Origin of the sequence: Dyella marensis, from assembly GCF_900112865.1 — a bacterium.
Lineage (GTDB): Bacteria > Pseudomonadota > Gammaproteobacteria > Xanthomonadales > Rhodanobacteraceae > Dyella_D > Dyella_D marensis_A.
Map to the genome: position 1 here is coordinate 489,706 of NZ_FONH01000001.1, position 25,999 is coordinate 515,704.

Here is a 25,999-nt window from a genome sequence, read left to right on the forward strand (position 1 = left end):
TTAACGGCGCAGGCCGAGGCGTTCGATGAGGCTCTGGTAGCGGGTCACGTCGCGAGCCTGGAGGTAGCTCAGCAGGCGCTTGCGCTGGTTGACCAGCTTGAGCAGGCCGCGGCGCGAGTGGTGATCCTGCTTGTGGGCCTTGAAGTGGTCGGTCAGGTGATTGATGCGGGCCGACAGCAGGGCCACCTGGACTTCCGGCGAACCGGTGTCGTTCGGCACGCGGCCGTATTCAGCAATGATCTTGCCGGTCTGTTCTGCAGTAAGGGACATGGGTCTCTCTTCCTCAAAAGCGGGTGCGAAGCTTGCGCAACGTCACCGTCGATGACGTTGCGCAAGCTTCGGACGGATGGATAAAACTCTGGAACAAGCGGGATATTCTAGCCGCCCGATGCGCATTACAACAAGAGCATGACAAGCGCGCCGATGGCGCTGTCATGCCTTTTGCGCCGCCAACGGCGGCAGATTGAAGCCGCGCTGGATGCGCAGCAGGCCGTCCCGGTCCAGTTCGCACAGCGCCACCGGGCGCCCGTCGGGCGCAAACGCGGCATAGGCGCCCGGCGCCAGCCCGGCGAGCTGGATCCGCTGCCCCTTGGTGACCGCCACGCTCTGCTCCTCGTCCAGCGCCAGCGCCGGCCAGCCGGCCAGGCCGGCGGCCACCGGCAGCACCAGCGCATCCATGGCGGCCTCGCCCTGCGCCGCGGCGGCTTCCAGCTCGGCCAGGGTGATCATGGCGGGGATCCGGAACGGCTCCACCCACAGGCGGTGCAGCGCGGTCAGGTGCGCACCGCAGCCCAGGGCTTCGCCCAGGTCCACGGCGAGACTGCGGATGTAGGTGCCGGAGCCGCATTCCACCTCCAGCCGCAAGGTATCGGCCGTGCGCGACAGCAGCTCCAGCCTGAACACCTCGACTTCGCGCGGCGGCGCCTGCACGTCCTCGCCGCGGCGCGCCTTCACATAGAGCGGCTCGCCGCCCTGCTTGAGCGCGGAATACACCGGCGGAACCTGAACGATGCGCCCGCGCAGGCCGGCCAGCGCGGCCTCCAGCACGGCCTCGTCCAGCGGCAGCACCGGGCGCTCGAGCACCACCTCGCCTTCCAGGTCGGCGGTGGTGGTGGTGGCGCCCAGGCGCAGCTCGGCGCGGTAGGCCTTGCGCGAACCCAGCAGGCTGCCGGCGATCTTGGTGGCCTCGCCGAAGCACAGCGGCAGCAGGCCGGTGGCCAGCGGATCCAGCGCGCCGGTATGGCCGCCCTTCTCCGCACGCAGCAGGTGCCGCGCCTTCTGCAGGGCCTGGTTGGAACTGAGGCCCAGCGGCTTGTCCAGCAGCAGCAGGCCGTGCAGGTCGCGGAAGCGGCTGCGGCGCATCAGTCCTCGCCGTCGTCCTTGGCGGCGCCATCGGCCTGGTCCACGCCCAGGTCCCTGGCCTGCTGGCGCAGCAGGCTTTCGATGCGCTCGCCCTTGTCGACCGAGTCGTCGTACTTGAAGCGCAGCTCTGGCACCCGGCGCAGGCGCATGCTGCGCGAGAGCGAGCGGCGGAATTCGCCGGCCAGCTCGTTCAGCGCCTTCACGGCCTCCTTCGATTGTTCCGGCAGCAGCGCGGTCACCCACACCGAGGCCCAGTCCAGGTCGCGGGTCACTTCCACGTCCGAGACGCTGACCGAGGGCAGGCCGTGGTCGCGCACGGCGGCGTGGACCAGCAGGCCCAGTTCGCGGCGCAGCTCGGCGCCGACGCGGTCGGTACGCTTGAAATCGCGCGAGGGCATAAAGCCTCCTTGACGACCGCCATGCGCGGTCGATGCTGCGCCGCCCCTGCGCGGGACGGCGCCGATACGAAAAACGCCGAAGCCCGGACAAGGCTGTCCGGGCTCCGATTCTTACGGAACGGGGAGCGCAAGCCCCCCTGTCCGGCTTACAGCGTACGGGCCACCTCGATGCGCTCGAAGCACTCGATCTGGTCGCCGACCTTCACGTCGTTGTACTGCTTCACGGCGATACCGCATTCCATGCCGTTGCGCACTTCGTCGACCAGTTCCTTGAAGCGGCGCAACGATTCGAGCTCGCCCTGGAACACCACGGTGTTGTCGCGCAGCACGCGGATCGGCTTGCTGCGCTTGACCGTGCCTTCGATGACCATGCAACCGGCCACGGCGCCGAACTTGGAGCTGCGGAAGACTTCGCGCACCTGGGCGATGCCGATGATCTCCTCGCGCACTTCCTTGCCCAGCAGGCCCGAAGCGGCCTGTTTCACCTGGTCGATCACGTCGTAGATGATCGAGAAATAGCGCACGTCCAGGCCGGCCGTGTCGATCACCTTGCGGGCCGAGGCGTCGGCACGCACGTTGAAGCCGATCACCAGGGCCTTGGAGGCGGCCGCCAGGGTGGCGTCGGACTCGGTGATGCCGCCGACGCCGGCCGCGATCACGTTGACCTTCACGTTCTCGTTGCCGATCGCGCTGAGCGACTCGCGCAGCGCCTGCACCGAACCCTGCACATCGGCCTTGACCAGGATGTTGAGCGTCTGCTGCTCGGCACCCTGGCCCATCTGGGCCATGATGTCCTCGAGGCGGTTGGCCTTGCTGACCATGCGCGTTTCGCGGCGCTTGAGCTGGCGCTCGGCGGCCACTTCGCGGGCCAGGCGCTCGTCGGCCACCACCACGAAGTCGTCGCCGGATTCCGGCACGCCGGACAAGCCCAGCACCTGCACCGGGATCGACGGGCCGGCTTCCTGCACGGTCTTGCCGTTCTCGTCGATCAGCGCGCGCATGCGGCCGTACTCGATGCCGCAGACGACGAAGTCGCCGCGCTTGAGCGTGCCTTGCTGCACCAGCACCGTCGCTACCGGGCCGCGGCCGCGGTCCAGGCTCGATTCGATCACCACGCCGGAGGCCGGACCGTCTTCGACCGCGGTCAGCTCCATCACTTCGGCCTGGACCAGGATCGCGTCGAGCAGGTCGTCGATGCCCATGCCGGTCTTGGCCGAGATCGGCACGAACGGGGTGTCGCCGCCCCACTCTTCCGGAATCACTTCCAGGTTGCCGAGGCCCTGCTTGACGTGGTCGGGGTTGGCGTCCGACTTGTCCATCTTGTTGAGCGCCACGATCAGCGGCACCTTGGCGGCGCGCGCATGCTGCACGGCTTCGGCCGTCTGCGGCATGACGCCGTCGTCGGCCGCCACCACCAGCACCACGATGTCCGTCGACTGCGCGCCGCGGGCGCGCATCGAGGTGAACGCGGCGTGGCCCGGGGTATCCAGGAAGGTGATCACGCCCTTGGGCGTTTCCACGTGGTACGCGCCGATGTGCTGGGTGATGCCGCCCGCCTCGCCCGAGGCGACCTTGGTGCGGCGGATGTAGTCCAGCGTCGAGGTCTTGCCGTGGTCGACGTGGCCCATGATGGTGACCACCGGCGGACGCGGCTTCTTCTCGCCTTCCAGCTCCGCGTTCTGCGTATGGGCAGCCAGCGCGGCCTCGGCGTTGTTCTCGCTCACCGCCACGGCCTTGTGGCCGAGTTCCTCGATCACCAGCACGGCGGTGTCGTGGTCGATGGTCTGGTTGATGGTGGCCATCACGCCCATCTTGAAGAGCGCCTTGACCACTTCCGAACCCTTCACGGCCATCTTCTGGGCCAGGTCGGCGACCACGTTGGCGTCGCCCACCACCACTTCGCGCACGACCGGCGCGGTGGGACGGGAGAAGCCATGGGCGCCGGTGCCGGCGACCGAACCGCCGCCGCGCACGGGCTCGTTGCGGCCGGGCTTGCCCGGCTTGCCGCGCTTGCTGCGGCGCGCACGGTCGGCTTCGGACAGATGCAGCTCGCCGGCGGCGAAACGCTTGCCGCCCGGACCTTCGTCGCGGTCGCGGCCACCGGGGCGCGCCTTGTTGCGCGCATCGGTCGCGCCCGCCGCGGCAGGCGCCGGTGCCGGCGCGGGGGCCGGAGCGGGCGCGGCAGCCGGAGCGGCCACCGGCTTCTCGCGGCGGCGCGGCTCGTGGATGCGCGGCAGGATCATGCCCAGCGCCTTCGGATCGATCTTCTGCACGGACGGGGCCGGCGGCGCGGCGGCGGGCTTGTGCTGCGCCGGCGCCTGGGCTTCGGCAGCGGCCTGCGCCGGCTCCTCGACCCGGGCTTCCTCGCGCTCGGCCGCGGCCGCTTCCTCGGCGGCGCGGGCAGCTGCCGCCTCAGCCTCGGCTGCGGCCTGCTGGCGGCGCTGCTCGGCTTCTTCCTGGCGGCGCTGCTCGGCTTCCTCGCGCTGGCGCGCCTCGTCCTGGCGGCGGCGCTCGGCATCGACGCGCTCGGTTTCCTCGTGCTCGCGCTGCTGCGCGGATTCCTGCAACTTGCGCAGGGCGTCCTCGCGCTCATGGTCGGCGCCGGCTTCCTCGGCGATGACGCTGCGCTTGACGTAGGTGCGCTTGGCGCGCACTTCCACGTTCACCGTCTTGGCGCCGCCGGCACCGCGGCCGCCGGGGGTGGACACCTTCAGCTCGCTGACCTTGCGGCGCTTGAGCGTGATCTGGCGCGGCGAGCTGTCCTCCGCTTCCGCGGTCTCCTCGCTCTTGCCGTGCGTGCGGCGCAGGAAGCCCAGCAGCTTCACCTTTTCGGTGCTGCTGATCACCTGCTCCGGATCGGAGAATTTCATGCCGGCTTCGGCCAGCTGCCCAAGCAGCCTGTCCACCGGCAAGCCAAGTACCTTGGCGAGTTGTTTGATCGTTACGTCCGACATCGTGTTCTTTCTCCGCCGTTCCCGCGCATACCCCGTGCGACCGAAGGCCGCCCGGGTACCGCCATCCGTGGTGGAAGCCTTGAAGGCTTCCCTCGGCGCGCCCGTCCCGGGCGCGGCCGTCCGCGGTTAGCCGCCCCTCTCCAGCCGCTCGATCATGGGCTTGCGCGCTTCCATGATCAGCTTGGCGGCGAGGTCTTCGTCCACGCCTTCAATATCGATGAGATCGTCGACGGCGAGGTCGGCCAGATCGTCCAGCGTCGCCACCTCGCGCTCGGCCAGCGCATAGGCGATCGACTCGCTCATGCCCGGCAGCGCCAGCAATTCTTCCGACGGCTCGTTCACGCCTTCTTCCACCGCCAGTGCCTCGGTCAGCAGGGCGTCGCGGGCGCGGGCGCGCAGTTCCTCGACGATGTCCTCGTCGAAGCCCTCCACCGCCAGCAGCTCGGCGCTGGGCACGTAGGCGATTTCCTCGATGCTGGAGAAGCCTTCCTGCACCAGGATGTTGGCGATCTCCTGGTCCACCTCGAGCTTTTCCATGAACAGCTGGCGCGCGGCCTCCTGTTCGGCCTCGCTCTTGGCGGCGACCTGGTCCTGCGTCATCACGTTGAGCTGCCAGCCGGTGAGCTTGCTGGCCAGGCGCACGTTCTGGCCGCCGCGGCCGATGGCCTGGGACAGCTTGTCCTCGGCCACCGCGATGTCCATGGAGTGCTTCTCCTCGTCCATGATGATGGACTGGACTTCGGCCGGCGCCATCGCATTGATGACGTACTGGGCCTGGTTCTCGTGCCAGGTGATGATGTCCACGCGCTCGCCGTTGAGCTCGTTGGACACCGCCTGCACGCGCGAACCGCGCATGCCGATGCAGGCGCCGATGGGATCGGTGCGGCTGTCGTGGGCCACCACGGCGATCTTGGCGCGGTCGCCCGGATCGCGCGCGCAGCCCTTGATCTCGACCAGGCCCTGGCCGACTTCCGGCACTTCGAGCTTGAACAGCTCGATCATGAATTCCGGCGCCGCGCGCGAAACGAACAGCTGCGGGCCGCGGATTTCCGACTTCACCTCGGCCAGGTAGCCGCGCACGCGGTCACCGACGCGGTGCGATTCGCGCGGGATGGTCTTGTCGCGCGGGATGAAGGCCTCGGCGTTGCCGCCCAGGTCCAGGTAGACGTTGCCGCGCTCGACGCGCTTGACGATGCCGGTGATCAGCTCGCCCACGCGGTCCTTGTAGGCATCGACCACCTGCTGGCGCTCGGCCTCGCGCACGCGCTGCACGATCACCTGCTTGGCGGCCTGGGCGGCGATGCGGCCGAACTCGGCGTTCTCGATCTGCGTCTCGATGTACTCGCCGATCTGCGCGTCCTCGCGCTCGTCGACCGCGTCCATCAGGCGCAGCTGGTGGTACGGGGATTCCATCTCGCCGTCGTCGGCGATGATTTCCCAGCGGCGGAACGTCTCGTACTCGCCGTTCTGGCGGTCGATGCTCACGCGGATGTTCGGATCCTCGTCGGGGTAACGCTTCTTGGCAGCCGAGGCCAGCGCGGCCTCCATCGCCTGGAAGATCACCTCGCGCGGCACGCCCTTCTCATTGGCAACCGCGTCGACGACCAGCAATAGTTCTTTGCTCATTGCAGCAACTCCGTGGACGCCTTTCCGTCGCCCGCTCGCTCTGATGGATTACTTGGTCTTCTTGACCGGCTTCTTGCCGGGCTTGGGCTGCGGCACATAGCCGAGCGCTGCCCAATCCGGCACCACGCGCGCGCTTTCCACCGCGTCGTGATCGAACTCGAACACTTTCCCCTCGGCTTCCAGCGCGATGCGCTCGCCTTCCACCGACGAAACCTTGCCGCGGAGGCGGCGGCGCCCTTCGAGCGGCGCCTTCAGCAGCACTTTCACTTCCTGTCCGCCGACCTTGGCGAACTGCGCCGCGGTGAACAGCGGGCGGTCGATGCCGGGCGAGGACACTTCCAGCAGGTAATGGCCCGGGATCGGGTCTTCCACGTCGAGCATGGCCGACAGCTCGCGGCTGGCCGCCTCGCAATCGTCGAGGGTGATTTCGCGTCCTTCCACGTCCAGGTAAACGCGCAGGGTACTCTGCCCCTGCGACGGGGAGAACTCGACGCCAAGGCATGCCAGGCCCAGGTCGGCCAGTACCTCGTCGAAGCGTTGTGCGATTGCCTGCGTGTCCATAAAAACCGTCTTTTTACTGTCGCCAGAAACAAAAAATGGGCTCCAACGGCCCATTCCCTTATCTCGCCGATGTCCCGACTCTTCCGGGGCTCTTTCCGGGCGTCTGCGCGCGCAAACCGATAGCAATACCAAGCCTGGCGTGACGAAGACGCGACGCATCCTTGCGCCCAACAAAAAAGCCTCACGAGGAGGCTTTCTTGTTCAAAGAAAGATCCGATAGCGGGGGAACCTGGATGCGCCGGTGAGGCGCGTCGCCATTCCGCTTTGGCCGCTGCAGAGTTCACGAAGCATAGTCGGATCAACGTGATTTTGCAACATTTACGCCAGTTGAGTCGGGCCTGGCGCGTGGGGTGGGACAGCCGCCGGATCACCGCCATTCATCGCCCTGGCGCTTCCCTGCCCGGCCGGTCAGTTCCAGGGAAAAGTACCGCTCCCGCACTTCTCCTCGACCTTTTCGCGCAGCTTGCGCGAGGACATCGTCGCGTTGGCGAAGACCCAGCGCGTCATCTCCAGGCGCAGGAGTTTCATGTCCAGGCTGGCCTGGGTATCGCTCGCCACCGCCGCATAGACCGGATCGACCGGGAATCCGCGCGCATGCATGTCCGCCATCTGCTCCGCCAGCTCGCCCAGCCGGGTACATTCGTCGCCCGACAGGCCATTGGCTTCGGCGGTCTGGCTCGCTGCACAGGCGAGCAGGAAAAAAACCAAGAGATGCTTCAGAGCCAAGCTGCACTCGCATCTTTCGCGCGCATAAAAAAATTCGGCGCCATCCAGAGGACAGCGCCGAATCGAAGAATTGGTAGCGGGGGTAGGATTCGAACCTACGACCTTCGGGTTATGAGCCCGACGAGCTGCCAGACTGCTCCACCCCGCACCAGAGAAATGAAACTATAGCGGGATGGCCGAATTCTTGCAAGAGCTCTAATCAAGTATGTAGAGCTTTTTTTGCGAAATTCTTACCGACCGCCCTGCGCTGTGCTCTTCCACCGCAGCGCACTGCAGATAATGCGGCGACCAAAGGCCGCCACATCCTCAACCCGGAAACACGCTCTTGCACCAGCCCAGCAGCGGCCCCCAGTACAGGCCGAGCACCAGCAAGGTCAGCGCATTGAGCGACAGCACCAGGCGCATGGCCGGATCGCGCTGCGGCTTCAGTTCGGTGCCTTCCACCGGCGCGTCGAAATACATCACCTTGACCACGCGCAGGTAGTAGTACAGGCCGATGATGGCGAACACCGCGCCGACGATCGCCAGCCACAGCATGCCGGCATGGATGGCCGACTGCAGCACCAGGAACTTGGCGAAGAAGCCGAACAGCGGCGGCACGCCGGCCAGCGAGAACATCACCAGCATCATCAGGAAGGCCATCCACGGCGAGCGCTGGTTGAGGCCCTTGAGATCGTCGATCTCCTCGCACTCGAAGCCCGCGCGGGCCAGCGCCAGGATCACGCCGAAGGCCGCGGTGCCCATCAGCGCGTAGCTGATCGCGTAGAACAGCGCCGAGGCATAACCTTCCGGACCGGCATTGACCAGGCCCAGCAGCAGGTAGCCCATGTGCGAGATGGTCGAATAGGCCAGCAGGCGCTTGAGGTTGGTCTGCACGATGGCGACCAGGTTGCCGATCGCCAGCGACAGCACCGCCAGCGCGGCCAGCATCTGCTGCCAGTGCGCCGAGAGGTCGCCCAGGCCCGATTCCAGCAGACGGTAGGCCATGCCGAACGCGGCCAGCTTCGGCGCCGAACCGATGAAGATGGTCACCGCGGTCGGCGAACCCTGGTAGACGTCCGGGATCCACATGTGGAACGGCGCGGCGCCCAGCTTGAAGCCGATGCCGATGATCATGAAGATCAGGCCGAACAACAGCAGGTTGGGCACGCCGGTATGCGCGGCGGCATTGTGCAGCGTGGCCAGGTCCAGCGTGGCAGTGGCGCCATAGACCATCGACATGCCGTACAGCAGCATGCCCGAGGCCAGCGCGCCCAGCACGAAGTACTTCACCGCCGCCTCGGACGACAGCTTCGAATCGCGGTTGAGCGCGACCAGCGCGTACGAGGACAGGGTCAGCAGCTCCAGGCCCAGGTACACCGTGATCAGGTTGCCGGCCGAGACCAGCAGCATCACGCCGATCACCGCGAAGATCATCAGCGTGTAGAACTCGCCGACGAACAGCTTGCGGTCGGCCAGGTACGAGCGCGCGTAGATGAAGATCAGCGCCACGCAGAGCAGCGCGAACACCTTGAGGATCTCGGCCACGCCGTCGCGCACGAACATGCCGCCGAAGGCCCGTACCGGCTGCTCCGGCTGGCCGGAGATCACCAGGTAGATGGCGACCAGCACCACCAGGATCGACGTCCAGTGCAGGACCTCGCGCCCGTTCAGTCCCAGCAGGACCGGCTGTTCCGCCTTCATGAAAGCGTCCACCAGCAACAGCAGGCACGCCGCCGCCACCAGGTACAGCTCCGGCAGCATGATCAGAATGTCATTGAGATTCGGCATGGTCATTCTCAGATCTTGTGGTTGCCAAGCTGCTGCACCAGCTGCGATACGGAGCTGTCCATCAGGTGGATCAGCGGCTGCGGCCACACGCCCAGCGCCACCACCGCGGCGGCGAAGGCGATCAGCACGAAGGCTTCGCGCCCGTTGATGTCCTTCATCTCGGCCACGTGCGGGTTGGTCACCTCGCCCCACAGCACGCGCTTGACCATCCACAGGGTGTAGGCGGCGCCGATGATCAGGGTGAAGGCGGCGAACAGCGCGATCCACGGATTGGCCTGGAAGCTGGCCAGGATCACCTGGAATTCGCCGACGAAGCCGCTGGTGCCCGGCAGGCCGCTGTTGGCCATGGCGAACAGCACGTAGAAGAAGCCGAACCACGGCATCACGTTGATGACGCCGCCGTAGTCCTTGATCTGGCGGCTGTGCAGGCGGTCGTACAGCACGCCGATGCAGGAGAACATCGCGCCCGACACGAAGCCGTGCGAGATCATCTGCACCATCGCGCCCTGCATGCCCAGCTTGGCCGCGTCGGCATTGCCGGTGCCGCGCACCAGCATGAAGGCGATGAAGATGCCTAAGGTGACGAAGCCCATGTGCGCCACGGACGAATACGCCACCAGCTTCTTCATGTCGTCCTGCACCAGGGCGACATAGCCGATGTAGACCACCGCGATCAGGCTCAGGCCGATCACCAGCCAGGCGTAGGCGTCGGCCGCGTCCGGCACGATCGGCAGCGAGAAGCGCAGGAAACCGTAGCCGCCGATCTTCAGCATCACCGCGGCCAGCACCACCGAGCCGCCGGTCGGCGCCTCCACGTGGGCATCCGGCAGCCAGGTGTGCACCGGCACCATCGGCACCTTCACCGCGAAGGCGGCCAGGAAGGCGAAGAACAGCCAGGTCTGCTCCTGCATGCTCAGCGGCAGCGCCGCCAGCGTGGCCAGGTCGAACGAGCCCGCCTTCAGGTACAGGTAGATCAGGCCCACCAGCATGAAGATGGAGCCGAGGAAGGTGTAGATGAAGAACTTCAAGGTCGCGTAGACGCGGCGCGGACCGCCCCAGATGCCGATGAGGATGAACATCGGGATCAGCATGGCCTCGAAGAACACGTAGAACAGCAGCGCGTCGGTGGCGCAGAACACGCCGATCATCAGGCCTTCGAGCACCAGCATGGCGGCCATGTACTGGTGCGGCTTGTTCTGGATGACCTCCCAGGCGCCGACGATGACCAGGATGCCGACGAAGGTGGTCAGCAGGATCAGCGCCACCGAGATGCCGTCGACCGCCAGGCCGTAGTGCACGCCGAGCGAGGCGATCCACAGATAGCTTTCGCCGAGCTGCTTGCTGCTGTCCGCCGCGTTGTACTGCGTCAACAGGAACAGGCTGAGCACGAAGGTGAGCACGGCCACCAGCAGCGAGATCCAGCGTGCGGTGTTGGGACGGCCGGAGCCGGCCAGCAGCACGGGGATGGCGCCGACGATCGGGAGCCAGATCAGCAGGCTGAGCAAGTGATTGAACATGGAGCTGGGTTCCCTTATTGCCCGACCAGCCAATACCCGCCGAGCAGCAGGATCAGGCCGAGGATCATCGCGAAGGCATAGTGATAGAGGTAGCCGGACTGCAGCGCGCGGACCCCGCGGGCGACGCGCTGCACCAGCGAGGCCGAGCCATCCACCAGCACACCGTCGATCACCGCCGCATCGCCGCCCTTCCACAGCGCGCGGCCGAGCTTCACGCCGCCCTTGGCGAACACCGCGAAGTAGACGTCGTCGATCCAGTACTTGCGGTCGAGGACGGTCCACAGCGGCTTGAGCGCGCTCTTGATCTTGTCGGCGACGGCCGGGTTGAACAGGTAGATGTAGGTCTGGATCGCGAAGGCCAGCGCCACCAGCACGAACGGCCACTGCGCGAAGCCATGCAGCGCCGCGGAGAACCAGTCATGGAACTCGTGGCTCAGCTCGGCCAGCACGTTGTTGGCTTCGTTGACGTGGATCGCCTCGCCGAACCAGCCGCTGTACAGCATCGACTTGGCGCCGATCGCGCCGATCACGATGGACGGGATCGCCAGCAGCACCAGCGGCAAGGTCACCACCCACGGCGATTCCTTCGGCGCATGGTGCAGCACGCCAGGCTCGTGGTGGCCATGGTCGTCGTGGTGCGCGTCATCGTGATGCTCGCCATGATGCGCATCGCCATGATGCGCGTCGTGATGCGCGGCATGCTCGCCGTGGCCATGGCCATGGTCGGCCACCACGGTGAAGCGCTCCTTGCCGTGGAAGGTCAGGTACATCTGGCGGAACGTATACAGCGCGGTGACGAAGGCACCGATCAGCACGCAGGCATAGGCATAGCCCGCGCCCCAGCGATGCGACTCGCCCACCGCCTCGATGATCGCGTCCTTGGAATAGAAGCCCGCGAAGAACGGCACGCCGCACAGCGCCAGCGAACCGATCCACATGGTGATCCAGGTGACCGGCATGTACTTGCGCAGGCCGCCCATGTAGCGCATGTCCTGCTCGTGGTGCATGGCGATGATCACCGAGCCCGCGCCCAGGAACAGCAGCGCCTTGAAGAAGGCATGGGTCATCAGGTGGAACACCGCGCCGGCATAGGCCGAGACGCCCAGCGCCACGGTCATGTAGCCCAGCTGCGACAGCGTGGAGTACGCCACCACGCGCTTGATGTCGTTCTGGACGATGCCGATCAGGCCGGTGAACAGCGCGCCGGTGGCACCGATCACCATGATGAAGCTCAGCGCACCTTCGGACAGCTCGAAGATCGGCGACATGCGCGCGACCATGAAGATGCCCGCGGTCACCATGGTGGCCGCATGGATCAGCGCCGAGATCGGGGTCGGGCCTTCCATCGAGTCCGGCAGCCACACGTGCAGCGGCACCTGGGCGGACTTGCCCATCGCGCCGATGAACAGCAGCACGCCGATCACGGTGGCGGCGTCCCAGGCATGGTTCTGAGTGATCTGCAGGGTCTTGCCGACCAGGCTCGGCGCGTTGGCGAACGCGGTGGAGTAGTCCAGCGTGCCCAGGAAGTACAGGATCGCGGCGATGCCCAGCAGGAAGCCGAAGTCGCCCACACGGTTGACCAGGAACGCCTTGAGGTTGGCGAAGATCGCGGTCGGGCGCTTGAACCAGAAGCCGATCAGCAGGTACGAGACCAGGCCCACCGCCTCCCAGCCGAAGAACAGCTGCATGAAGTTGTTGCTCATCACGAGCATCAACATCGAGAAGGTGAACAGCGAGATATAGCTGAAGAAGCGCTGGTAGCCGTCGTCTTCGGCCATGTAGCCGATGGTGTAGATGTGCACCAGCAGCGACACGAAGGTGACCACCACCATCATCATGGCGGACAGCTTGTCGATCAGGAAACCGACCGTGGCGGTGTACTTGCCGATCTCGAACCAGGTGTAGATGTTCTGGTTGTAGACCGGCACCGCGCCGGTGCACAGCTGGTACAGCACGTACATCGACAGGGCGCAGGAGATCGCCACGCCGAGGATGGTGGCGCTGTGCGCGCCGGCGCGTCCGATGAACTTGCCGAGGAAGCCGGCGAGCAGGCAGCCGAGCAGCGGCGCGAGCGCGATGACCAGCAGAATGGAGGTGGAGATTGCCATCGGCTCAGCCCTTCATGCTGTCGATTTCGGCGATGTTGATCGTGCTGCGATTGCGGAACAGCAGGACCAGGATCGCCAGGCCGATGGCGGTTTCCGCCGCGGCCACGGTAAGGATGAAGAACACGAACACCTGGCCGGCCACGTCGCCGAGGAAGCGCGAGAAGGCCACGAAGTTGATGTTCACCGCCAGCAGCATCAGCTCGATCGACATCAGCAGCACGATGACGTTCTTGCGATTGATGAACAGGCTGGCCACCGCGATGCAGAACAGCACCGCGCCAAGCACGATGAAGTGCGACAGCGTGATCATGGCTTGGTCTCCGGATTCTGGGCAGGCGCGGCGGGCGTTTCCGTCGCGGGGCGCTCAGCGGCCATCTTGACGATGCGCACGCGGTCGCTGGCCTTGACCGCGACCTGCTGCGCAGCCGTCTGGTGGCGCGTGCCGCCGCGGTGGCGCAGGGTCAGCGCCACGGCGGCGACCACGCCCACGGTCAGGATCAGCGCCGCGATCTCGAACGGCAGCAGGAACTGGGTATACAGCGCCTGGCCCAGCCACTGCGTATTGGACAGACCGGCGGCGGTGGCCGGGTTGGCGCCCATCACCGCCTCGTGCATGGTGCGCACGCCGATCAGGGCGAGCATTTCCACCAGCATCACCAGAGCCACCACGATGCCCACCGGCAGGTAGCGGATGAAGCCTTCGCGCAGGTGCTCCTGCTTGATGTCCAGCATCATCACCACGAACAGGAACAGCACCATCACCGCGCCGACGTAGACCACGATCAGCGCGATGGCGAGGAACTCCGCCTCGGCCAGCAGCCAGATGCAGGCGGTGCTGAAGAAGGTCAGCACCAGCGACAGCACGGCATGCACCGAGTTGCGCAGGGTGATGACGCCCAGCGCCGCCACCACGGTGACCGCCGCGAAGGCGTAGAAACAGACGAGTTGGAACACAGACGGATCGATCACGGTTGTGTCCTTTAGCGGTACGCGGCGTCTTGGGCGCGAGCGGTGGCGACTTCATGCTCGAAGCGATCGCCGATGGCGAGCAGCTGCGACTTGGTCACGACGTTCTCGCCACGCTTTTCGAAGTGGTATTCGTGCACGTGCGTCTCGACGATCGAGTCGACCGGGCAGCTCTCTTCGCAGAAGCCGCAGAAGATGCACTTGAACAGGTCGATGTCGTAGCGCGTGGTGCGGCGCTGGCCGTCGCTCTCGCGCGGGGCGGAGTCGATGGTGATCGCCAGCGCGGGGCACACCGCCTCGCACAGCTTGCACGCGATGCAGCGTTCCTCGCCGTTGGCGTAGCGGCGCAGCGCATGCAGGCCGCGGAAGCGGTTCGACTTGGGGATGTGCTCCATCGGGTAGCGCATCGTGTACTTGGGGCTGAACATGTAGCGCATGGTCAGGCCCATGCCCTTGAACAGCTCGATGAGCAGCAGGCTCTTGAAGTAGTTGGTAATGCCGGACATGGTTTTCTTCAGCCTCCCGTGCCGATGCTGACCCAGCCGAAATACTTCATGCAGCCGGCCACGAGAACCCAGACGATGGTGATGGGAATGAACACCTTCCAGCCCAGCCGCATGATCTGGTCATAGCGGTAGCGCGGGAAGCTGGCGCGGAACCAGAGGAACAGGAAGGCGAAGGCGAAGGCTTTCGCGAACAGCCAGAAGAAGCTGCCCTGCCCCAGGAACGGCACCGATGCGGGGAACGGCGACAGCCAGCCGCCCATGAACAGGATCGCGGCCAGGAAGCTGACCAGGATCATGTTGGCGTATTCGGCCAGGAAGAAGATCGCGAACGCCGAGCCGGAGTACTCCACGTGGAAGCCGGCGACGATTTCCGATTCGCCCTCGGCCACGTCGAACGGCGCGCGGTTGGTCTCGGCCACGCCGGAAATGAAGTAGATGACGAACACCGGCAGCAGCGGCCACATGAACCACTCGAAGATGCCCTTGCTGCCCGCCTGCGCATGCACGATGTCGGTGAGGTTCAGGCTGCCGGCCAGCACCAGCACGCAGACCAGGCACAGGCCCATGGCCAGCTCGTAGGAGATCACCTGCGCGGCCGAGCGCATCGCGCCGAGCAGCGCGTAGCGCGAGTTGGAGGCCCAGCCGGCGAGGATGATGCCGTACACGCCCAGCGAGGTCATCGCCAGCAGGTACAGCACGCCGGCGTTGACGTTGGCCAGCACCATTTTGTCGTTGAACGGGATCACCGCCCACGCGGCCATCGCCGGCACCAGCGCCAGCAGCGGCGCCAGGTAGTACAGGAACTTGTTCGCGCTGGTCGGCAGGATCACTTCCTTGATCAGCAGCTTGACCACGTCGGCGAAGGCCTGCAGCAGGCCGAGCGGACCGACCTTGTTCGGCCCCATGCGCACGTGCATCCAGCCGATGACCTTGCGCTCCCAGTACACGAACATCGCCACCGCCAGGATCACCGGGACGGCGATGCACAGGATGTAGATGACCGGCCAGACGAGCTGGTTGAGGATCTGTTCGCCCATGGCTTACGCCTTGCTCAAGGTGATGGCTGCGCCGTAGGGCGGCAGCGTGGCGGTGAGTTCGTGTGCGGCCTCGATCCACACCGTGCCGTCCGGCACCGACGCGTCGACGGCGGCGGGCAGCACGACCTTGCCGACGCGCACCGGCGCGCCGTCGGCCAGGCCCAGGCGCTGCGCCTCGGCGGCGCTCAGGCGCACGGCCGGCGCACGGTTCAGCGGATGCGCGTTCAGCGCGGTCGCACGGCGCAGCACGGCGTCGGAGCGGTACATCGGCCAGGTGGCGAGACGGCTCAGGCCCTCGACCGCCGTGCGCGGCGCAAGGCCCTCGCGTGCGGTCGCGGCGCGGTCGACGATGCCGTCACGCAGGCCGGCCAGGTCGTCGAACTCGAAGCCGGCCAGCTTCAGGCCGCCGCCGAGCGCGCGCAGCACCTTCCAGCCCGGGCGGGCGTCGCCGGGGGCGCGGGCGCCCTGCACCACGCTCTGTGCGAGGCCATCGACATTCACCAGGGTGCCGTCGATTTCCGGCAGCAGCGCGATCGGCAGGATCACATCGGCCAGGTCGCGCAGCGCGGGCGTGGCGTAGGCCGAGCAGGCCACCACGCTCTCCGCGCCGGTCAGCGCCTGCAGCGCCGCGGCGCCGTCGGCGACGTCGTGCGGCAGCTCCACGCCGTACAGCACGTAGGCCTTGCGCGGCTGCGCCAGCATCGCCTGCGCGTCGAGGCCGCCGTTGCCCGGCAGCACGCCGACGCGGGTCAGGCCGAGCGCGTTCGCGCCGACCGGGATCTCGTTGTAGCCGGCGCCGGTGGCCTGGGCGATGAAGCGGGCGATCGCGCGCAGCCACGAAGCCTGCGGATGCGTCGCGGCGGCTTCGCCGAGGATCACCACGGCCTTGCCGGCCTTCAGCGCGTCGATCGCGCCGCGGTCGCCCTCGTCCGCCTGCACGGCGTCGATGGCCGGGGCCAGCGCCGCCGGAGCGGTCGCGCCGCCCTGCACCGCCGCCTTGGCCAGCGCCAGCAGCGCATCGACCATGGCCTGCGGCGCGACGATCGCTTCGCCGGCCAGCGCGTAGTTGAAGCTGAAGCGCGCCGGGTTCACGGCGTAGACCTTGGCGCCCTTCTTCACCGCCTGGTGCACGCGGTGGTTCAGCAGCGGCATTTCGTAACGCAGGTCCGAGCCGACCAGCAGCGCGGCCTTGACCTTGTCGACCTCGGCCACCGGCAGGCCGAAGGCCTGGGCGCGGGCACCGTCGGCGAAGTCGATCTGGCGCAGGCGGTGGTCGACATGCGCGCTGCCCAGGCCATGGGCCAGGCGCACCAGCAGGTCGCCTTCCTCATTGGTGGTAGCCGGAGCCACCAGGAAGCCGATGTCGCCGCGCGCCTTGGCCAGCGCTTCGCCGGCGAGGATCAGCGCATCTTCCCAGGTGGTCGACTGCCACTGACCGTTGCGCTTGACCTGCGGCGCGGTGATGCGGTCCGCGGCGTACATGCCCTGGTGGCTGTAGCGGTCGCGGTCGGACAGCCAGCACTCGTTGATGGTCTCGTTGTCGCGCGGCACCGCACGCAGCACCTCGCCGCGGCGCGTGTGCAGCCACAGGTTGGAGCCCAGCGCGTCGTGGTAGCCGACGGACGGCTTGGCGATCAGTTCCCAGGCGCGCGCCTTGAACTGGAACGGCTTGTTGGTGAGTGCGCCGACCGGGCACACGTCGATGACGTTGCCGGACAGCTCGGTCTCCAGCGCCTTGCCGATATAGGTGCCGATCTGCAGGTTGTCGCCGCGGCTCATGCCGCCCAGCTCGTAGGTGCCGGCGATCTCGCTGGTGAAGCGCACGCAGCGCGTGCACTGGATGCAGCGGGTCATCTCGGTGGCGACCAGCGGCCCGAGGTTTTCGTCGGCGATGGTGCGCTTGCGCTCGGTGTAGCGCGACACACTGCGGCCGTAGCCCAGGGCCACGTCCTGCAGCTCGCACTCGCCACCCTGGTCGCAGATCGGGCAATCCAGCGGATGGTTGATCAGCAGGAATTCCATCACGTCGCGCTGGAACTTCAGCGCGCCGGCGGAACGGGTGGTCACCTTCATGCCCTCGGCCACCGGGGTGGCGCAGGCCGGCTGCGGCTTGGGCATGGGCTTGCCGCCCATTTCCACTTCCACCAGGCACATGCGGCAGTTGGCGGCGATCGGCAGCTTGCGGTGGTAGCAGAAGCGCGGGATCGACACGCCGATGGCGTCGGCCGCCTCGATGATCATGGCGCCCTTGCGGATCTGCGTGGGCTTGCCGTCGACCTCGATGTTGAGCAGGTCGGGCGGCGTGTTGTTCACGGGCTGCGCGCTCATGCGGCGACTCCGATCTGGTCGTCGACGATCGAACGGCCATTGACGATGTAGTACTCGAACTCATCCCAGAACTGGCGCAGGAAACCCTGCACCGGCCACGCCGCCGCTTCGCCGAACGCGCAGATGGTGTGGCCTTCGATCTGGCCGGCGATCGCCTTCAGGCGATGCAGGTCTTCCATGGTGCCCTTGCCTTCCACGATGCGGTCCAGCACGCGGTGCATCCAGCCGGTGCCTTCGCGGCACGGCGTGCACTGGCCGCAGGATTCCTTGTGGAAGAACTGGGAAATGCGACGGGTGAAGCGCACCGTGCAGACGGTGTCGTCCAGCACCACGATGGCGCCGGAACCCAGGCCGGTCTTCAGGTCGCGCAGGGTGTCGTAGTCGAACGGCAGGCCCTTCAGCTGCTCGGCCTTCAGCACCGGCATCGACACGCCGCCCGGGATCGCACCCTTGAGCTTGCGGCCCGGACGCAGGCCGCCGGCCATTTCCAGCAGCTCGTCGAAGGTGGTGCCCAGCGGCACCTCGAAGTTGCCGCCCTTCTGCACGCAGCCGGAGACCGAGAAGATCTTCGGGCCGCCGTTCTTGGTCTTGCTCTGCGCCAGGAACCAGTCCGCGCCCTTGCGCAGGATCGCCGGCACCGAGGCGTAGGTTTCGGTGTTGTTGATGGTCGACGGCTTGCCGTACAGGCCGAAGTTGGCCGGGAACGGCGGCTTGAAGCGCGGCTGGCCCTTCTTGCCTTCCAGCGATTCCATCAGCGCGGTCTCTTCGCCGCAGATGTAGGCGCCGGCGCCGAGCGCGCCGTAAATGTCCACGTCGATGCCGGTGCCCTGGATGTTCTTGCCCAGCAGGCCGGCGGCATAAGCCTCTTTCAGCGCTTCCTCGAAGTGCTCGTAGGGCTCGTGGTGGAACTCGCCGCGCAGGTAGTTGTACGCCGCGGTGGAACCGGTGCAGTAGCAGGCGATCGCCATGCCCTCGATCACCGCATGCGGGTTGAAGCGCAGGATGTCGCGGTCCTTGCAGGTGCCCGGCTCCGACTCGTCGGAGTTGCAGAGGATGTACTTCTGCATGTTGCCCTTGGGCATGAAGGACCACTTCAGGCCGGTCGGGAAGCCTGCGCCGCCACGGCCGCGCAGGTTGCTCTTCTTGATTTCTTCGATCAGCGCGTTCGGGTCGGGCTTCTCGGCGAGGATCTTCTTCCACGCCTCGTAGCCGCCGACCTGGGTGTAGCTGTCCATCGCCCACGGCTTGTCGAAATGCAGCGTGGTGTAGACGACCTGGTGTTCCTGGGGTGCGGGACCGTATGCCATGACGCCGTGACCCTTACTTGAGACCGTCGAGGATCTCGTCGACCTTGTCGGCCGTGAGACGCTCGTGGTAATGCCCGTTGACGGTCATCGCCGGCGCGCAGGCGCAGGCAGCGATGCATTCTTCTTCGCGCTTGAGGTAGACGCGGCCATCGGCGGTGCTTTCGCCCAGCTTGATGCCCAGCTTCTTCTCGCAATGCGCGACCAGCTCCTCGGCGCCGTTGAGCCAGCACGAGATGTTGGTGCAGATGGCGACGTTGTTGCGGCCGACCGGCCTGGTCTCCAGCATCGAATAGAAGCTGGCCACTTCGTAAGCCCATACCGCGGGCAGCTCCAGGTACCTGGCGACGGCGGTGATCAGCTCGTCGGTGAGGAAGCCCTGGTTCTGCTCCTGCGCGGCGAACAGCGCCTGGATCAGCGCCGAGCGCTTGCGGTCCGGCGGGAACTTGGCGACCCACTCGTCGATGTGATGGCGGGTGTGGTCGTTCAACACGGCAAGCGGGTCGACGTGCTTGACCTGCTCGTAATTTCCGGTGGCTTTCATGCGTATGCTCCCGTCGGCTCAGCGATCGACTTCGCCGAACACGAGGTCATAGGTGCCGATCATCGCCACCACGTCGGCCAGCATGTGGCCGCGCACGATGGGATCGATCGACGACAGATGGGCAAAACCCGGCGCGCGCAGATGCACGCGGAACGGCTTGTTGGCGCCGTCGGAGACCAGGTAGCAGCCGAACTCGCCCTTCGGCGCCTCGACCGCGCAGTAGGTCTCGCCCGCCGGCACGCCATAGCCTTCGGTGAACAGTTTGAAGTGATGGATGAGGGCTTCCATGTCCTCCTTCATGGCCTCGCGCCTGGGCGGCGCGACCTTGAAGTTCTCCACCATCACCGGGCCGGGGTTGGCGCGCAGCCAGGCGATGCACTGCTGGATGATGCGGTTGGACTGGCGCATCTCTTCCACGCGCACCAGGTAACGGTCGTAGCAGTCGCCGTTGACGCCGACCGGGATGTCGAAATCCATCTCGGCGTACTTGGCGTAGGGCTGCTTCTTGCGCAGGTCCCAGGCCACGCCCGAGCCGCGGATCATCGCGCCGGTCATGCCCCACTGCTGGGCCAGCTCCGGCGAGATCACGCCGATGCCGACAGTGCGCTGCTTCCAGATGCGGTTGTTGGTCAGCAGCTCCTCGTACTCGTCCACCTTCGACGGGAAGTCGGCGGTGAAGGCCTCGAGGAAGTCGAGCATGGAACCTTCGCGCCAGGCGTTCAGGCGCTTGAGGTCGTTGCCCTTGTGCCAGGGCGACTCGCGGTACTGCGACATCTTGCCCGGCAGGTCGCGATACACGCCGCCCGGACGGTAATAGGTGGCGTGCATGCGGGCGCCGGAGACGGCCTCGTACACGTCCATCAGTTCTTCGCGTTCGCGGAAGGCGTACAGGAACACCGCCATCGCGCCGAGATCGAGCGCGTTCGAGCCGATCCACATCAGGTGATTCAGGATGCGGGTGATCTCGTCGAACATGGTGCGGATGTACTGCGCGCGTTCCGGCGCCTCGATGCCCAGCAGGGTCTCGATCGCACGCACGTAGGCGTGCTCGTTGCACATCATCGACACGTAGTCCAGGCGATCCATGTAGCCGATCGACTGGTTGAACGGCTTGGCCTCGGCCAGCTTCTCGGTGCCGCGATGGAGCAGGCCCACGTGCGGATCGGCGCGGACGATGGTCTCGCCGTCCATCTCCAGCACCAGGCGCAGCACGCCGTGCGCGGCCGGATGCTGCGGGCCGAAGTTCATCGTGTAGTTGCGGATTTCCTGCATGCTCAGTTCTCCCGCCAGTTGTCGGCGGCTTCGGCCTTGGCCTGCAACAGGTCGGCGTCGTCACGGATCACGCGCGGCACCAGCACGCGCGGCTCGATCGACACGGGTTCGTAGACCACGCGCTTCTGCTCGGGGTCGTAGCGCACCTCGACGTTGCCGATCAGCGGGAAGTCCTTGCGGAACGGATGCCCCACGAAACCGTAGTCGGTGAGGATGCGGCGCAGGTCCGGATGGCCTTCGAAGATGATGCCGTACAGGTCGAACGCCTCGCGCTCGAACCAGTTGGACCCGGCCCACACGCCGGTGACCGACGGCACCACCGGCAGGCTGTCGTCCTCGCCGAACACGCGCAGGCGCAGGCGCTGGTTGTTCTCGATCGACAGCAGGTGGATGACCGCGGCGAAGCGACGCGGCTGGCTGACGTCGCGCGGACGGTCGGCCCACTTGAAGCGGCCCATCGCCTCGCCTTCCACGCCGCGCGAGAAGCCGGTGCCGGACACGGTTTCGGTGTCCCATTCGGTCTGGCCGTAGCCGAGGTAGTCGACGCCGCACAGGTCGACCAGCTCGCCGAAGCGGAAGGCCGCCTCGTCGCGCAGCGCGGTGGCCACCGCGATCAGGTCGGCGGCGGCCACTTCGGCGGTGACTTCGGTGCGGGCGACGCTGATCTTCAGCGTGTCGCCGAACCGCGCGGACAGGCGCTCGGCCAGCGAGTTCGTTTGCGTTTCGCTCATGGCTTGGGCCTCAGGACCGCGCGATCGTGCTGGTGCGGCGGATCTTCTTCTGCAACTGCAGGATGCCGTGGATCAGCGCTTCGGCCGTCGGCGGGCAGCCCGGCACGTAGATGTCCACCGGCACGATGCGATCGCAGCCGCGCACCACGGAGTACGAATAGTGGTAATAGCCGCCGCCGTTGGCGCAGCTGCCCATCGAGATCACCCACTTGGGGTCGGGCATCTGGTCGTAGACCTTGCGCAGCGCCGGGGCCATCTTGTTGACCAGGGTGCCGGCCACGATCATCACGTCGGACTGGCGCGGGCTGGGACGGAAGATGACGCCGTAGCGGTCCAGGTCCAGGCGCGCGGCGCCGGCGTGCATCATCTCGACCGCGCAGCAGGCCAGGCCGAAGGTCATCGGCCACATCGAGCCGGTGCGCGCCCAGTTCATCAGGGCGTCGACGGTGGTGGTCACCGCGCCGCGCTGGATCACCGGGTTGTCGCCGGCCGGACGCAGGATGTCGTCGACCACGTTCAAGGGCTGCGGGTTGTGCATCACCCGGTCGAGCGAGGAGATCACTCCCATTCCAGTGCTCCCTTCTTCCACACGTAAGCGAAACCGATGACCAGGAGCAGCAGGAACAAGGCCATTTCAATCAGCGCCGTGATGCCGATCTTGTCGAACACCACCGCCCACGGAAACAGGAAGGCGATTTCCAGGTCGAAGATGATGAAGAGGATCGCCAGCAGGTAGTAGCGCACGTCGAAGCGCATGCGGGCGTCCTCGAAGGCCTCGAAGCCGCACTCGTAGGGCGAGAGCTTCTCGGACTCGGGACGGCGGGGACCGGCCAGGAGGCCGATGGCCAGCAGGACGAGCCCTAAGCCCGTCGCGACGCCGATGAACAGCAGGATGGGCCAGTATTCGGCAAGCACGATGTCGCGTACCTCCGCGCCGCCGGGGGCGCATCAGTGACCGCCTGGGGGAAACGGTCAGGTGTAAAACAGGTCCGGTCTACTGCGGATCGGCATGGCCGTCTGGCCGTGGGCTTCTGGGGCCACGATCGCACGCGTTGCAAGCACGAGCGTCCGACTTACCACGATCGAATTCGGAAATCGGGACATTGTATCAGTGCGCTTAACAACAACAAGCCTTGACGGCTATTTCATCGGCCTGCTGGCAGGGCCGCCAACGAGCCGCCGACCCCTGGGCGCAGGAGCCAAAGGATGCAGTGTCGCCCTTCTCGCCGTGATGGCGGCGTTACATGGTGTGGGTGGGGCGTTCGGAGCCGCTCATGCCGGCCAGGATGGCCTCGATGCGGGAACGCGCGACCTCGCCGTCCGAGGAATCGTTGAACTGCACGCCGATGCCGGCCGTGCGGTTGCCCTGGGCGCCGACGGGGGTGACCCACACGACCTTGCCGGCGACCGACAGGCGCTCGCCTTCGTCGGCGAGGTTGACCAGCAGCACCACCTCGTCGCCGAGCGAATAGCCCTGGGCGGTGGGGGCGAACAGGCCGCCATGCTTGAGGAACGGCATGTACGCGTTGTAGAGCGCGGCCGTGTCCTTGATCTTCAGTGAAATGATGCCCTGGCGGGCCGCGATGGCCGGATTCATGCTGCGTCCCCGCGGGCCGTGGACGGTGGCGGCCCGATGCCGCGCATCGTAGCGAGCGGCACGCCCGGGCGTAAAGCGCAGGCCTTGCGCCATGGGAGGCGGTTCACACCAGCAGGCTACAGCTCGCACCAGCCCCAGCGGTCGAAGATCCACGGCGACGGCAGCTCCGCATGCAGCTTGACGAAGCGCGGCCCGGCGGCCGGTTCGAGCCGCAGGCGCCAGCGGCCCGAAGCGTCGCGCTCCAGCGGCGCCTTCGACCATGGCCAGCTGCGCGCGCCTTCGCGGTCGGCCAGGGTCAGCTTCAGCCACGGCCGCTGGGCGGCGGACGGCTGCCAGGGCAGCCAGCCTTCCCCGGCCATGGGCTCCACCGTGCGGAACACTTCGGGCCGGTCGGCCAGCCCGCGCATGCGTCCGCCGCTCAGCGCCACCTGGCTGCGGTGTTCGTCCAGCGCCGCCAGCTTGGTGGCGTGGATGTCGGCGCGGGACGGCAGCGCGACGGACTCGCCGCGTTCGCCGGCCCGGCCATGCACCAGGTAACTGAGCATCGGTGGCGGCGCGCCCTGCCCCGCGGCCACGGCCAGCCGCATCAGCACATGCGCGGCGCTGTGATCCGGATGACCGTCGCCCAGCGCCGGCAAGGCGATCAAGGTCGGCCGGATCCGTTCGAGCCAGCCGGCCCACTCGCGCACACGGCCGCGCAAGTCCTCGCGCAGACACGCGGTCAGGCCCATGTCCGGCATACCGAGCGGATGCAGCGATTCCAGCGCCAGCCCCAGGCGGGCGAGCGCGGCGGCCACTTCCTGCCGGCGGCGCTGGCCCCAGCGGCGGCGATCTTCCGCACCGATGCGCCAGCGGCGCTCCAGCCAGCGCTGCGGCCAGGGATTGTTGTCGCCGGCGGTCAGCAACAGGATCTCGACCGTGCCGCCGGCGGCGCGCACATGCTGGATCAGTTCGCCGGTGGCGATGGATTCGTCATCGGGATGCGGCGCGACGACCAGCAGGCGGGTGCGCGCATCGATCGTCACTGGCATGCGTCGGCCCCCGCTTCTTCCTCGGTCGGCGGCGGCAACGCCGCCGGACGCCAGCCGCGCTCCCAGGCGCGTCGCCATACCAGCACGAGGGCGCGATCCGTGGCTGCGTCGATGGAGTGTCGTCCCACGCCAAGTGTCCACTGTCTATCGCTTGCCGCGCCGTCGATCGAGGCCGGCACCAGGTTCCTGCCATCGCTCAATACATACTCGCCCGCCAAGGCGAGGTCGACGGAACGTGTGCGCTGCCCGGGCGGCAGGTACTGGCCGGCCATCCACACTTCCGCCTGCCCTGGCTGGTCCGACACGGGCAGGTAGTTGCGCTGCACGAACTCGTCGCTGGCCGGCGGCAGGCGCCGCCGCAGCACCAGCATGGTGCGCTCGCGCTGCATGCCTTCGGCGATGGTGTCGGCCATGTGGCCGCGGCGCAGGCGGATCATCGCCATGCTTTCGATCACCGGGAAATACGGCCGCGGCCGGAAGATCGCATCGCCCTTCGGATCCATCACCGTCTCGCCCGGATCGGTGTAATGCAGCACCGCGGCCAGCTCGGTGCGTTGCGGCGCGAGGCGGTCCAGCCATGGTGGCGCGGTCAGCAGCAGCGCGGCCAGCTCCAGGCCGATCACCGCCTTGCCGAGCGCGCGGCGGCGCATCGCGCTCTCGCGCAGCCACGGCAGCCGCGCGATGGCGCCGGCAAGCACCAGCACCAGCGGCGGGATCGCCGGCAGGAAATCCTGCGCGGTGATCAATGGCCACACGAACCACACCAGGAACAGGAACAGCCCCGCCTGCAGCGCGAGGAATACCGGCCAGTCGAATACCTCCCGCGCGACGCGCCGCACATGCCCATAGGCCAGTCGCACGCACACGCCCGACAGCAGCAGGAACACCGCCAGCTTCGGCAGCGCATACGCCTTGCGCGCGCCGCCGACGTTATAGCCGACCAAGCCGTACCAGGCCGGCCCGAGATCGCCGCGCCAGGCCAGCCACAAGGCGAACAGCGCGGGCACCAGCAGCAGGCCGGCGATGCCGCAGAGGATCGAGCGAGCGCGCGGCGCGCGCTTGCCCGGCGGCCGCGCCAGCGACACCACCAGACCGGCGAACGCGGCCACGCCGAGCAGCACCATGGTCTTCTGCGAGACCGACAAGGCCGCGCCCGTCAACAGACCGGCGACGAACCAGCGCCACGCGCGCGGCGGCGCGCCGACCACCATCGCCAGCGCCGCCAGCCACAGCGCCATCCACATGTCGTCGGTGCGGAACTGGCCGCTGACCAGGAAGAAGCGCGGCACGAAGGCGACGATCAGCATCGCGTAGAAAGCGAGGTTCGGCGTATACAGCCGGCGCCCCATCCGCCACACCGCAAACAGCGCCAGCGCGAACCAGGCCTGCATGGACAGGCGCAGCCAGGTCAGCGCATCGGCACGTTCGCCGATCAGGTTCAGCACCAGGGAGTGCAAGCCGCTGAACAGCGGACCGTGGTTGTCGAACACATCGCGGTAGAGCCGCAGCCCCTGCGTCCAGCCCCAGGCCACGTGCGCGTGCTGCGCTTCGTCGGAATTGAGCGGATAGGCGTTCAACCACGCCAGCCGCAGCACCGCCAGCAAGGCTAGCGCCAGCCATGGCCACCTGACCGTGAAGGTTTTTTCCTTGGCGAAACTCAT

General features: G+C 67.0%; 24 protein-coding genes and 1 tRNA gene. All 25 read right to left on the minus strand.

The features are described 5' to 3' along the window. Positions 1-270, minus strand: a complete 270-nt coding sequence (gene rpsO, locus BM172_RS02005) for a 30S ribosomal protein S15 (RefSeq protein WP_026634421.1) — start codon at positions 268-270, stop codon at positions 1-3. Between the two features lie 162 nt (positions 271-432). Further along, positions 433-1,362, minus strand: coding sequence for a tRNA pseudouridine(55) synthase TruB (gene truB, locus BM172_RS02010; protein ID WP_026634422.1), 930 nt, complete (start codon positions 1,360-1,362; stop codon positions 433-435). Continuing rightward, complete coding sequence (gene rbfA, locus BM172_RS02015) at positions 1,362-1,760, minus strand: 30S ribosome-binding factor RbfA (protein ID WP_026634423.1); 399 nt, start codon at positions 1,758-1,760, stop codon at positions 1,362-1,364. The genes truB and rbfA overlap by 1 nt, the downstream gene beginning before the upstream one ends. 146 nt (positions 1,761-1,906) lie before the next feature. Beyond that, positions 1,907-4,714, minus strand: coding sequence for a translation initiation factor IF-2 (gene infB, locus BM172_RS02020; RefSeq protein ID WP_026634424.1), 2,808 nt, complete (start codon positions 4,712-4,714; stop codon positions 1,907-1,909). 126 nt (positions 4,715-4,840) lie between these two features. Then, the gene (gene nusA, locus BM172_RS02025; protein WP_026634425.1) at positions 4,841-6,340 is read right to left on the minus strand and encodes a transcription termination factor NusA; all 1,500 of its coding nucleotides are present in this window, start codon (positions 6,338-6,340) and stop codon (positions 4,841-4,843) included. A 48-nt stretch (positions 6,341-6,388) separates the two neighbouring features. Next, on the minus strand, positions 6,389-6,901 hold the full coding sequence (gene rimP, locus BM172_RS02030; RefSeq protein WP_026634426.1) for a ribosome maturation factor RimP: 513 nt from the start codon (positions 6,899-6,901) through the stop codon (positions 6,389-6,391). A gap of 408 nt (positions 6,902-7,309) precedes the next feature. Next, complete coding sequence (locus BM172_RS02035; protein WP_143096426.1) at positions 7,310-7,627, minus strand: hypothetical protein; 318 nt, start codon at positions 7,625-7,627, stop codon at positions 7,310-7,312. A 71-nt stretch (positions 7,628-7,698) separates the two neighbouring features. Next, positions 7,699-7,775, minus strand: a tRNA-Met gene (locus BM172_RS02040). A gap of 158 nt (positions 7,776-7,933) precedes the next feature. Next, positions 7,934-9,397 (minus strand): NADH-quinone oxidoreductase subunit NuoN, encoded by a 1,464-nt coding sequence (nuoN, locus tag BM172_RS02045; RefSeq protein ID WP_026634428.1) that lies wholly within the window; start codon positions 9,395-9,397, stop codon positions 7,934-7,936. 8 nt (positions 9,398-9,405) lie between these two features. Beyond that, the gene (locus tag BM172_RS02050) at positions 9,406-10,914 is read right to left on the minus strand and encodes an NADH-quinone oxidoreductase subunit M (protein ID WP_026634429.1); all 1,509 of its coding nucleotides are present in this window, start codon (positions 10,912-10,914) and stop codon (positions 9,406-9,408) included. A 14-nt stretch (positions 10,915-10,928) separates the two neighbouring features. After that, entirely contained in the window at positions 10,929-13,022 is a 2,094-nt protein-coding gene (gene nuoL, locus BM172_RS02055) for an NADH-quinone oxidoreductase subunit L (RefSeq protein WP_026634430.1), read from the minus strand. 4 nt (positions 13,023-13,026) lie between these two features. Next, positions 13,027-13,332, minus strand: a complete 306-nt coding sequence (nuoK, locus tag BM172_RS02060; RefSeq protein ID WP_026634431.1) for an NADH-quinone oxidoreductase subunit NuoK — start codon at positions 13,330-13,332, stop codon at positions 13,027-13,029. After that, positions 13,329-13,991: an NADH-quinone oxidoreductase subunit J gene (locus BM172_RS02065; RefSeq protein WP_026634432.1), complete on the minus strand. Its 663-nt coding sequence runs from the start codon at positions 13,989-13,991 to the stop codon at positions 13,329-13,331. The genes nuoK and BM172_RS02065 overlap by 4 nt, the downstream gene beginning before the upstream one ends. A gap of 11 nt (positions 13,992-14,002) precedes the next feature. Beyond that, positions 14,003-14,494, minus strand: coding sequence for an NADH-quinone oxidoreductase subunit NuoI (nuoI, locus tag BM172_RS02070; protein ID WP_026634433.1), 492 nt, complete (start codon positions 14,492-14,494; stop codon positions 14,003-14,005). Positions 14,495-14,502: 8 nt separating this feature from the next. Further along, a complete protein-coding gene (nuoH, locus tag BM172_RS02075) occupies positions 14,503-15,531 on the minus strand; it encodes an NADH-quinone oxidoreductase subunit NuoH (protein ID WP_026634434.1) in 1,029 nt (342 codons plus the stop codon). A 3-nt stretch (positions 15,532-15,534) separates the two neighbouring features. After that, entirely contained in the window at positions 15,535-17,859 is a 2,325-nt protein-coding gene (nuoG, locus tag BM172_RS02080; RefSeq protein ID WP_026634435.1) for an NADH-quinone oxidoreductase subunit NuoG, read from the minus strand. Next, positions 17,856-19,166: an NADH-quinone oxidoreductase subunit NuoF gene (gene nuoF, locus BM172_RS02085; RefSeq protein WP_026634436.1), complete on the minus strand. Its 1,311-nt coding sequence runs from the start codon at positions 19,164-19,166 to the stop codon at positions 17,856-17,858. The genes nuoG and nuoF overlap by 4 nt, the downstream gene beginning before the upstream one ends. Positions 19,167-19,179: 13 nt before the next feature. Continuing rightward, positions 19,180-19,707, minus strand: coding sequence for an NADH-quinone oxidoreductase subunit NuoE (nuoE, locus tag BM172_RS02090; RefSeq protein WP_026634437.1), 528 nt, complete (start codon positions 19,705-19,707; stop codon positions 19,180-19,182). An 18-nt stretch (positions 19,708-19,725) separates the two neighbouring features. Continuing rightward, a complete protein-coding gene (locus BM172_RS02095; RefSeq protein WP_026634438.1) occupies positions 19,726-20,979 on the minus strand; it encodes an NADH-quinone oxidoreductase subunit D in 1,254 nt (417 codons plus the stop codon). A 2-nt stretch (positions 20,980-20,981) separates the two neighbouring features. After that, entirely contained in the window at positions 20,982-21,710 is a 729-nt protein-coding gene (locus BM172_RS02100; protein ID WP_026634439.1) for an NADH-quinone oxidoreductase subunit C, read from the minus strand. Positions 21,711-21,720: 10 nt separating this feature from the next. After that, positions 21,721-22,278: a NuoB/complex I 20 kDa subunit family protein gene (locus BM172_RS02105; protein WP_026634440.1), complete on the minus strand. Its 558-nt coding sequence runs from the start codon at positions 22,276-22,278 to the stop codon at positions 21,721-21,723. Further along, complete coding sequence (locus tag BM172_RS02110; protein ID WP_026634441.1) at positions 22,269-22,625, minus strand: NADH-quinone oxidoreductase subunit A; 357 nt, start codon at positions 22,623-22,625, stop codon at positions 22,269-22,271. Before BM172_RS02110 ends, BM172_RS02105 begins: the two co-directional genes overlap by 10 nt. Positions 22,626-22,950: 325 nt before the next feature. Continuing rightward, complete coding sequence (locus tag BM172_RS02115; protein ID WP_035322846.1) at positions 22,951-23,307, minus strand: PilZ domain-containing protein; 357 nt, start codon at positions 23,305-23,307, stop codon at positions 22,951-22,953. A gap of 116 nt (positions 23,308-23,423) precedes the next feature. Then, entirely contained in the window at positions 23,424-24,338 is a 915-nt protein-coding gene (locus tag BM172_RS02120; protein WP_051548468.1) for a PIG-L deacetylase family protein, read from the minus strand. Beyond that, complete coding sequence (locus BM172_RS02125; RefSeq protein ID WP_026634443.1) at positions 24,329-25,999, minus strand: ArnT family glycosyltransferase; 1,671 nt, start codon at positions 25,997-25,999, stop codon at positions 24,329-24,331. Before BM172_RS02125 ends, BM172_RS02120 begins: the two co-directional genes overlap by 10 nt.